A 2880-nucleotide genomic window follows, 5' to 3' on the forward strand; every position below is an offset into this window, starting at 1 on the left:
GTGCCGGGGCTGGCCGATGCGCTCCCCCCGGCACGATCGCCGGAGCCGACCGGACCTGCAGCGGCGCACATGCCGGAGTCAGGAGGTGCCGGGAGCGCCGGCGGGCACGCGCCGGCCGGGACGTCGGGATCCGCCGCGATTGCTGCCGCCGCCCCTCAGGGGGGCAGGGCCGTAACGTCCGCCCCTGTCCCCATTGCTCGTGAGCTACATTCCGGGATATCGCAGGGCGCAACCACCGTGGTGGTCGCCGGGCACGGCGCCGGTGAGCTGGCCGCGGTCTTCGCCGCGCACCTGCGGCTCCCGCTGTTCGCCGAGCCGTCCTCCAACGCACGCTTCGGCAGCGGCGCCGTCGCGCCCTATCGGTTGCTGCTCGAGCATGCCGGTGCGTCCATCACGAAGGTGGTGGTCTTCGGGCGTCCCACCCTGTCGCGTCCCGTGGCAGCCCTGCTGGCCCGGGACGACGTCGAGCAGGCCCTGTACCTGCCCACGCCCGTGGCCTGGTTCGAGGAGGGTCGGCGGCACGAGCGCATCATCGACAACCTGCCGGAGCTGCTTCGATTCGCGGGCCGCGGCGCCGACGGCTGGCTGGACTCCTGGCGGGAGCACGGGTCGGCAGCGGAGGCGGCAATCCAGAACCTGCTGGCGGGCGAGGCAGCACTCAACGGGTTGCACGTCGCTGACGCCGTGTGGGAGAACACGGACGGTTTCCTCGTGATCGGGTCCTCGAATCCCATCCGCGACCTTGACCTGGTGGCCCCGACGGACTGGCATCCGCTCGAGGTCTTCGCGAATCGCGGCCTCGCCGGGATCGATGGCACGGTCTCCACGGCAACCGGCGTGGCGTTGTCCTGCGGCATCCCCACACGGCTGCTGGTGGGGGACCTGACCTTCCTCCACGACGTGGGAGGCCTGCTGATCGGGGCGGGGGAGCCGCAGCCGGATCTGCAGATCGTGGTGTTCAATGACAACGGCGGCGGCATCTTCGGCCTGCTGGAGCACGGGGCCGAGACGACGACGGCGCGGTACGGGGCCGCCGTCGAGCGCCTGTTCGGCACGCCCCAGACGGTGGACCTCGCGGCGATCGCGGCCGCCTACGGGCTGCGTTACGAGCGCGTCACCAGCCTCGCCGGACTCGACACAGCGATGGAGCGGCCCATCGAGGGCCGCTCCATCGTCGAGATCCGCTCCAGCCGAAAAGGCCTCCGGGACCTGCACGCCCGGATCCGGAAGGCTGTTGCCGGCGCTGTGGGCTTCTCCTAGAGCACCTTCGAGAGGAAACCCTTGGTGCGCTCGTGCTGAGGGTTCCCGAGGACGTCCTCGGGTTTGCCCTGCTCCACCACCACGCCGCCATCCATGAACACCACGCGGTCGCCCACCTCGCGGGCGAAGCCCATCTCGTGCGTGACCACCATCATCGTCATGCCCTCACGGGCCAGCTGCTTCATGACTTCGAGGACATCGCCCACGAGTTCGGGGTCGAGCGCACTGGTGGGCTCGTCGAACAGCATCATGTCGGGGTCCATGGACAGCGCGCGGGCGATCGCGACGCGCTGCTGCTGACCTCCCGAGAGCTGGGCGGGGAAGGCATCGACCTTCTCCGCCAGGCCTACCTTCGCGAGGTTGCGGCGGGCCACCTCCTCGGCTTCCTTCTTCCCTCGCCGTTTGGCGCGGCGCTGCGCGAGGGTGAGGTTCTGCAGCACGCTGAGGTGAGGGAAGAGGTTGAACTGCTGGAACACCATGCCGATCCGCGTGCGCACCTTGTCGAGGTCCGTTTCGCTGTCCGTGATGTCCACGCCCTCCACGATGATGGTTCCTGTGGTGGGTTCCTCGAGCCGGTTCACGCAGCGCAGGAGCGTGGATTTGCCGGAGCCGGACGGGCCGATCACGCACACCACCTCGCCCTGGTCCACATGGAAGTCGATGCCCTTGAGTACTTCGTTGGTTCCGAAGGTCTTGCACAGTTGACGGACCTCGATTGCGGGAACCCCCGCCGGGGGTGCTGCCGAGGCAGCGCCTGTTGATCCAGCCACCGCGATCACCGGCCTCTCTTGTTGTGTCGTTCGAGCTTGGCGACGAGCTGCGTGAGCGGCAGCGTGATGACGAGGTACATCAGCGCGGCGAGGACCAGCGGCGTCGCGTTCGCCTGGCTCGTCAGCGAGTCCCTGGCGAAGGTGGTCAGTTCGCGGTCGCCCAGGGCCATTCCCGCGATGAACAGGAGCGAGGTGTCCTTGATGAGAATCACGAGTTCGTTGGTCAGCGGGGGAGTGATGATGCGGAAGGCCTGGGGCAGGACCACGGATACCATGGTCCACGCCGGATTCATGCCCAGTGAACGTGCCGCTTCGACCTGGCCCTTGGGCACTGCCTCGATGCCCGCACGGATGGTCTCCGCGATGTAGGCCGAGGAGACGATGATCAGCGCGATCAGACCCGCACCGGCACTGCCGCCGGGAGGCCGCCACTGGAACGCGATGGGTACGGCGAAGGCGAAGGCGAAGATCACCAGCAGGGCCGGAAGCCCGCGGAACAGCTCGATGTAGGCAGTGGCGAGCCAGCGGTAGGGGAGCACCGGGGAGAGCTTCATCAGGGCGAAGATCAGGCCGAGGAGGAGCCCTCCCGCGAAGGCGATGGCCGTGTAGAGGACCGTGTTCTTCGCCGCGACCGTGATGATCTCGGGGAAGGCGGCAGCTGCCACCTCGAGGTCGAAGAAGTTGGTGCGGATCGCCTGCCAGTCGGCCGCGACGATGATCGCGAGGACGATGACGGCGAACACCGCGTAGAGCGCGCCCTGGATGAGGCGTCTGCGTGTTGAGCGTTTCAAGCTGGGGTCTACCTTCCTTCAGGAAGTTGCAGGCCCTGCGGCTGCCGGCGCGGTGTTCC

General features: G+C 68.3%; 3 protein-coding genes. 1 reads left to right on the plus strand and 2 read right to left on the minus strand.

Features of this window, described 5'->3' with window-relative positions:
- The coding region (locus Y705_RS0110055; protein WP_026532758.1) for a thiamine pyrophosphate-dependent enzyme at window positions 1-1260 on the plus strand (1260 nt) is incomplete at its 5' end.
- Here Y705_RS0110055 and Y705_RS0110060 read toward each other — a convergent pair.
- Both Y705_RS0110060 and Y705_RS0110065 read right to left on the minus strand, forming a co-directional pair.
- On the minus strand, window positions 1257-2030 hold the full coding sequence (locus tag Y705_RS0110060) for an amino acid ABC transporter ATP-binding protein (protein WP_049822584.1): 774 nt from the start codon (window positions 2028-2030) through the stop codon (window positions 1257-1259). The two genes, Y705_RS0110055 and Y705_RS0110060, sit on opposite strands and share 4 nt — an antisense overlap.
- A 5-nt stretch (window positions 2031-2035) precedes the next feature.
- Window positions 2036-2821, minus strand: coding sequence for an amino acid ABC transporter permease (locus Y705_RS0110065; protein ID WP_026532760.1), 786 nt, complete (start codon window positions 2819-2821; stop codon window positions 2036-2038).
- Between the last annotated feature and the right edge of the window lie 59 nt (window positions 2822-2880).

Origin of the sequence: Arthrobacter sp. H41, from assembly GCF_000520535.1 — a bacterium.
Taxonomy (GTDB): Bacteria; Actinomycetota; Actinomycetes; order Actinomycetales; family Micrococcaceae; genus Arthrobacter_D.